Source organism: Xanthomonas sp. SHU 199 (assembly GCF_000364665.1).
GTDB classification, from domain to species: domain Bacteria; phylum Pseudomonadota; class Gammaproteobacteria; order Xanthomonadales; family Xanthomonadaceae; genus Xanthomonas_A; species Xanthomonas_A sontii.
In genome coordinates, this window is the sequence record NZ_AQOI01000307.1 from 1 (window position 1) to 7,373 (window position 7,373).

Genomic DNA, 7,373 nt, shown 5'->3' on the forward strand with positions numbered 1-7,373 from the left:
GGCGCAGACCGCGGCACCCGCCACCGCCGACGACGGCGCCTTGCCGCCGGACATCGACCAGCCCGATAGCGACGTGCCGCCGGCACAGGCGCCGGCCTCGGCGCTGCCGCCGGAACTGGCCGCGGACGACCGGCAACTGGCACGCATCGATGGCTATGGCGACCTGCGCCTGGGCATGTCGGCGGCGCAGGCACGCGCCGCCTGGGGCGGCGAGCTCGACGGCCAGCCCAGCGCCGGCAGCAGCTGCTACGTGCTGCGTCCGCGCTGGGCCAAGGGCAACAACCGGTTCGGCCTGATGGTCGAAGACGACAAGTTGGTGCGCTACGACGTGCGCACCCCCAAGGAGACCGCGCCCGGCGGCGGCAAGGTCGGCATGGACCTGGCGCAACTGCGCGCGCTGTACGCCGGTCGCGTGGAAGAGCAGCCGCACAAGTACGTCGAAGGCGCCAAGGTGCTGCGCGTGCGCGGCGAGTCCGGCCAGCCTGGCGTGCTGGTGTTCGAGACCGACGCAGCCGGCAAGGCCGTCGCCTGGCGCGTGGGCCTGCCGCCGCAGGTGGATTATGTGGAAGGGTGTGGCTGAGAAGCCGGGAATAGGGAATCGGGAGTGGGGAATGGGAAGAGCATGAGGGTCGAGTGACTGAGGCAACTGGTGCCGCTTTCGCCTCAGTGGCGCATGACCGCTCTTTGCTCCTCGCTTTTCCGATTCCCCATTCTCTATTCCCGATTCCCGGCCTTCAGGCCACCCGCAGCTGCCGCCGCTCGCGCCGGCGCGCACGACGGGCGTACCAGCGTTCGCGCAGGCAGGAGAAGATCACGTACAGCGCCGGGGTGCTGAGCAGGGTCAGGCTCTGCGAGATCAGCAGGCCGCCGATCATCGCGATGCCGAGCGGGCGACGCAGCTCCGAGCCTTCGCCCAGGCCCACCGCCAGCGGCACCGCGGCCAGGATCGCCACCATCGTGGTCATCATGATCGGGCGGAAGCGCACGATGCAGGCTTCGCGCGCGGCCTCCAGCGGGGTCTTGCCGTGCTCGCGCTCGGCGACCAGGGCGAAGTCGATCATCATGATCGCGTTCTTCTTGACGATGCCGATCAGCAGCACCAGCGCGATCATCGAGATCACCGACAGCTCGGTGCCGGTGACCCACAGCGCCAGCAGCGCGCCCATGCCGGCGGCCGGCAGGGTGGAGAGAATGGTCACCGGGTGCACCAGGCTCTCGTAGAGCATGCCCAGCACGATGTAGACCACCACGATCGCGGCCAGCACCAGCACCAGCATCGAGTTCGGCTGCAACTGCACGCCGAAGCCGCCGCCGTCGGCGATGCGGATATCGCCGGGCATGCGCAGCCCGGCTACGGTGGCGGCGATGATCGCATCGCCCTCGCCGGTGCTCACGCCTGGCGCCAGGTTGTAGCTCAGGTCCATGGTCGTGTACTGGTTCATGTGCGTGATCTGCGACGGCGCCAGCCCCGGAGCCTGATGCGCCACCGCGGTCAGCGGGATCATCGTGCCGTTGCGGGTGGGCACGTAGATGCGGTTCAGCGCCGCCGGCGTGGCGGTCTGGTCCGGCAGCGCGTTGACCACCACGCTGTACTGGTTGAGGTCGGAGTAGATGGTGGAGATCTGGCGCTGGCCGAACGCGCCGTACAGCGCGCCGTCGATGGCGCCGATCGACACGCCCAGGCGCGCGGCGAGGGCGCGGTCGATGACGATGTTCTGGCGCAGGCCCGCGTTGTCCACATCGGTGCCGACGTCGCGCAGCTTGGGGTTCTGCTTCAGGGCGGCCTGCAGCTTGGGCAGCCATTCCTGCAACTGCGCGTTGTCGTTGCCCTGCAGCGAGACGCGGTACTGCGCGCCCTGGCTGGTGCCGCCGCCGCCGTCGCTGGGCAGATCCTGGATCGCGCGCAAGCGCAGTTGCAGGTCGGGGTAGCGGTCGGCCTTGGCGCTGAGCCGCGCCAGCACCTGCGCGGTGGTGTCGGTGCGGCCTTCGTCGCGGCGCTTGAGCTCGATGTTGAAGCTGGCGCTGGAGCCCTGGCGGCTGCTGCCCAGGCGCGCACCGACGATCTTCACCGCCGGGTCGGACATCAGCATGTCGGTGATGCGGCGCTGGCGGGTGAGCATGTCGGCGAAGGACACGGTGGCGCTGGAGGTGGCGCGGCCCCAGATCAGGCCGGTGTCCTGCGCCGGGAACGAGCCCTTCTTGACCGCGCCGGCCAGGAACACCGTGGCCGCGATCAGCAGCAGCGGGGTCAGCGCCAGCAACAGCGCGTGGCGCAGCGAGAAGTCCAGGGCCACGGTGTACACGCGCAGCATGCGATCGTGCATGCGCTCCAGCCAGGCGCCGAAGCGGCCGGGTTGCTCCGGCTCGGCATGCGCGGACAGAAAGCGGCTGCACAGCGCCGGGGTCAGCGTCAGCGAGACCACCGCCGAGACGCAGATCGCCGCGACCAGGGTGACGGTGAACTCGCGGAAGAACACCCCGATCATGCCGCTGGCGAACAGGATCGGAATGAATACCGCCACCAGCGAGGCGGTGATCGAGACGATGGTGAAGCCGATCTCGCGCGCGCCGGCCAGCGCCGCGTCCAGCCGCGACATGCCCTCGTCGAGGTGGCGCATGATGTTCTCGATGACCACGATCGCATCGTCGACGACGAAGCCGATCGCGATCACCAGCGCCAGCAGGCTCAGGTTGTTGAGGGTGAAGCCCATGACGTACATCGCCAGCGCCGCGCCGGCCAACGACAGCGGCACGGTGGCCGCGGCGATCAGCGTGGGCGCCAGCCGGCGCAGGAACAGCGCCATGGTCAGCACCACCATCGCCAGGCTGATCATCAGCGTGGCCTGCACCTCGTTGAGCGAGGCGCGGATGGTCGGGGTACGGTCGAAGTACGCCGTCATCTTCGTGCCCGGCTGCAGGTAGGTGCGCAGCATCGGGATCTCGGCCTTGACCCGGTCCACCGTCTCCACGATGTTGGCGCCGGCGCGGGTGAACACATACATCACCACCGCCGGCTTGCCGCCGAACCAGGCCGCCTGGTAGGCATCCTGCTGGCCGTCGTAGACGTTGGCGATGTCGCGCAGGCGCACCGCGCGGCCCTGTTGCTGGCTGATCACCACCTGGCCGAAGTCGGCGGCCTTGGCCACCGCGTCGTTGGCGACGATGGCCGTGGTAGTGGCGCCGTCGCTGAGGAAGCCGGTGGGTGAGGTGACGTTGGCCGCGCGCACCGCGTTGCGCAGGTCGTCCGGGGTCAGGCCCATGGCGTTGAGTGCGCGCAGGTTCACGTCCACCCGCACCGCCGGCGTGGAGGCGCCGCCGATGTCCACCGAGGCCACGCCGGTGATCTGGCGCAGGCGCTGCGCCAGCAGCGAATCGGCGACGTTGTACAGCTCGTCGGCCGACTGCGTGTCCGAGGTCAGGGCGATGGCGATGACCGGGTCGTCGTTGGGATTGGCCTTCTGGTAGCGCGGCGTGGCCAGGCCGGAGGGCAGGTCGGCCTGCGCGGCGTTGATCGCGGTCTGCACGTCCTGCGCCGCCGAATCGATGTTGCGGCTGCTCTGGAACACCATGAACACCTGGCTGTTCCCCTCCGAGCTGGAGGAGCGCATGGTGTCGATGCCCGGCACCTGGCCCAGGTGCCGCTCCAGCGGCGCGGTGACCGTGGCGGCCATGGTCGAGGCATCGGCGCCGGCCTGGCTGGCCTGCACGAAGATCACCGGGATCGAGATGTTCGGCAGCGCCGCCACGCCCAGGCGCAGGTAGCACATCATGCCGATCACGAACAGGCCGATGGCCAGCAGCGCGGTGCCGATGGGACGGCGGATGAAGGGCGCGGAGATGTTCATGGGGCAGGGATTGGGGAGTCGGGATTGGGGATTCGGGAAGCGACATTCCCGCGCGCTGCCGGCTCAGTGACGCCATGTTGGATGCCCGGGAATCCGACGCCGCACGCGCGCCACGACTCCCGAATCCCGACTCCCCAATCCCGGCCCCTCACGCCCTTCCCTCCGCCGCCGTCGCCTGCCGTGCCGCACGCCGCTCGCGCCAGCGACGCACGCGCTCGGAGGCGCGTTCCATGTACAGGTAGATCACCGGGGTGGTGTACAGGGTGACCAACTGCGACAGCAGCAGGCCGCCGACGATGGAGATGCCCAGCGGGCGGCGCAGTTCCGAGCCGATGCCGTCGCCCAGGGCCAGCGGCAGCGCGCCCAGCATCGCCGCGGCGGTGGTCATCATGATCGGGCGGAAGCGCAGCAGGCAGGCGCGGCGGATCGCGTCGTGGGCGTTGGCGCCTTCGCGGCGCGCGTCGATCGCGAAGTCGATCATCATGATCGCGTTCTTCTTGACGATGCCGATCAGCAGCACGATGCCGACGATGCCGTCCACCGACAGGCTCAGTCCGCACAGCATCAGCGCCAGCAGCGCGCCGACGCCGGCCGGCGGCAGCGTGGAGATGATCGTCAGCGGGTGGATGTAGCTCTCGTAGAGCACGCCCAGCACGATGTAGATCAGCACCACCGAGGCCAGCAGCAACCACACCACGTCGGTCTGGCTGCCGGTGAACTCGGCGGCCTTGCCGATGAACTCGGCATGCAGCTGCGGCGGCAGCTGCAACTGCGCGCGGGTTTCCTCGATCGCCGCCACCGCCTGCGACAGCGAGTAGCCCTGCGCCAGGTTGAACGACACGGTGACCGCCGGCAGCTGCTGCTGGTGGCTGACCACCAGCGGCGTGGTCGACTGCTTGGCCTCGGCCACCGCCGCCAGCGGCACGGTGCCGCCGCTGCCGACGGTGATGCCGGTGTTCTGCGCGCCGATGCCGGTGGCGGTGGAGGAGTTGCTGGAGGTGGTCTGGCCGAAGCTGGTGGCATTGCTGGCGGTCAGCGCGCCGCTGCCGTTGCTGGCCACCGCCAGCTGGTTGAGCAGCGCGGTGCTGGTGCGGAACTCCGGCGCCACTTCCAGTACCACGCGGTACTGGTTGAGCTGGGTGAAGATGGTGGAGATCTGGCGCTGGCCGAAGGCGTCGTACAGCGTGTCGTCGATGGTCTGCATCGGCACGCCGAGGGTGCTGGCCTTTTCGCGGTCCACGTGCAGTTCCAGCGCACGGCCCTGGTTGGCCAGGTTGTTGTCCACGTCGGCCAGTTCCGGGCGCTTGCGCAGCGCCTCGGTCAGGCGCGTGGCCTGGGTCGCCAGCTCGGCGCTGTCCACGTCCGAGAGCGAGTACTGGTATTCGGTGGCGGCCACGCGGGTGTCCAGGGTCACGTCCTGCACCGGCTTCAGGTACAGGGCGACGCCGGGCAGCCCGGCCACCGCCTTCTGCAGCCGCGGCAGCAGGTCTTCCAGGCTGTCGCGGTCGCTGCGCGGCTTCAGCACGATGCTGAGCTGGCCCTGGTTGAGGGTGGGGTTCATCGAGCCGGCGCCGATGAAGGCGGCCACGCCGGTCACCGCCGGGTCGCGCCGCAGCGCCTCGGCCACTGCCTGGGTGCGCTGCTCCATCTGCGGGAACGCCACGTTCTGGTCGGCCTGGACCACGCCGGTGATCAGCCCGGTGTCCTGCTCGGGAAGCAGACCCTTGGGGATCACCACGTACAGCAGCACGGTCAACACCATCGTCGCCAGCGCCACCAGCAGGGTCAGCTTCTGGTGGCACAGCACCCAGTCCAGGCTGCGCTCGTACACGCCCACGGTGCGCGACCACAGCGTGGTCTTGCCGGCCGCCGCGGTGCGCTCGTGCGCGTCCTCGCCCTCGGGCAGGGCGTCGGGCTTGAGCAGGTAGGCGCACATCATCGGCGTGAGCGTCAGCGACACCAGCATCGAGATCACCACCGCGATGCTCAGCACCCAGGCGAACTCGTGGAACAGGCGGCCGGTGACGCCGGGCATCAGGATCAGCGGCAGGAACACCGCCACCAGCGACACGGTCAGCGACAGCACGGTGAAGCCGATCTGGCGAGCGCCGATCTCCGCGGCCTCGCGGCCGCTCTTGCCCTGTTCGATGTAGCGCACGATGTTCTCGATCATCACGATCGCATCGTCGACCACGAAGCCGGTGGCCACCACCAGCGCCATCAGCGACAGGTTGTCCAGCGACATGCCGGCGAAGGCCATCACCGCGAAGGTGCCGGCCAGCGACAGCGGCACCGCCACCGACGGGATCACCGTGGCCCACAGCCGGCGCAGGAACACGAAGATCACCGCCACCACCAGGCCGATGGTCAGGATCAGGGTGAACTTGACCTCGTGCACCGAGGCGCGGATGGTCTCGGTGCGGTCGGAGAACACGTCCAGGTGCACGCCGGCCGGCAGCACGCCCTGCAACTGCGGCAGGATCGCGCGGATCTGCTCCACCGTCTGCACGATGTTGGCGCCGGGCTGGCGGCGCACTTCCAGCAGCACCGCCGGCTTGCCGTCGGCCCAGGCGGCGAGCTGGTCGTTCTCCACCCCGTCCACCACCTTGGCCACGTCCGACAGCCGCACCGGCGCGCCGTTGCGGTAGCTGATCACGGTGTCGCGGTACTCGGCGGCGCTGGACAGCTGGTCGTTGGTGCCGATGCTGTAGGACTGGGTCTTGCCGTTGAGCGAGCCCTTCGGCGCGTTGACGTTGGTCTGGGTCAGCGCGCTGCGCAGCGCCTCCAGGGTCAGGCCCATGTTCGACAGTTGCGCCGGATTGACCTGGATGCGCACCGCCGGGCGCACGTTGCCGGCGATCGACACCAGGCCCACGCCCGGCACCTGCGACAGGCGCTGGGCCAGGATCGAGTCGGCGTAGTTGTTGACCTCGCGCAGCGGCAGCGTGTCGGAGCTTAGCTTGAGGGTGAGGATCGCCGCGTCGGCCGGGTTCACCCGGTTGTAGACCGGCTGGTAGGGCAGCGAGGAGGGCAGGGTGGACTGGCGGATCGCCGCCTGCACGTCCTGCGCGGCGATGTCGATGTCGCGGTCCATCGCGAACTGCAGCACGATCGTGGACAGGCCGGCCGACGAGTCGGAGGTCATCATCTGCAGCCCGGAGATCTGCCCGAGCTGGCGCTCCAGCGGCGTGGTCACCAGCGAGGCCATGGTGCTGGCGTTGGCGCCGGGATACTGCGTGGTCACCACCAGGCTGGGCGCGTCGATTTCCGGCAGCGCCGACACCGGCAGCTGCCGGTAGCCGAGGATGCCGAGCAGCAGCACGCCTGCCATCAGCAAGGTGGTGGCGATCGGGCGGCGGATGAAGATCGTCGAAAAGCCCACGGGGAAGATCCTTGCTGGTGAGAGTCCGGCGCGGCCAGGCCGGCGCCGGGAAAGACGGCGGAATCAGCGGGGGCCGTGGCACCGTGCCGCGATCGCGACGCAGGGCGGGAACGCCGCCGCCTGCGCGCGATCCGGCCGACGCCCGC

At 69.6% G+C, this 7,373-nt stretch carries 3 protein-coding genes; 1 reads left to right on the forward strand and 2 read right to left on the reverse strand.

Annotated elements, in window-relative coordinates; genetic code table 11:
• On the forward strand, positions 1–580 hold a 580-nt coding region (locus D183_RS0111150; protein WP_017909059.1), incomplete at its 5' end, for a hypothetical protein.
• Between the two features lie 154 nt (positions 581–734).
• Here D183_RS0111150 and D183_RS0111155 read toward each other — a convergent pair.
• Positions 735–3,845 (reverse strand): efflux RND transporter permease subunit, encoded by a 3,111-nt coding sequence (locus D183_RS0111155; protein WP_017909060.1) that lies wholly within the window; start codon positions 3,843–3,845, stop codon positions 735–737.
• Positions 3,846–3,993: 148 nt separating this feature from the next.
• Entirely contained in the window at positions 3,994–7,227 is a 3,234-nt protein-coding gene (locus tag D183_RS0111160; protein WP_017909061.1) for an efflux RND transporter permease subunit, read from the reverse strand.
• Between the last annotated feature and the right edge of the window lie 146 nt (positions 7,228–7,373).

Bases quoted from the DNA above. Each gene is read 5' to 3' on its own strand.
- D183_RS0111155 (WP_017909060.1), bottom strand. From the start codon at position 3,845: ATGAACATCTCCGCGCCCTTCATCCGCCGTCCCATCGGCACCGCGCTG.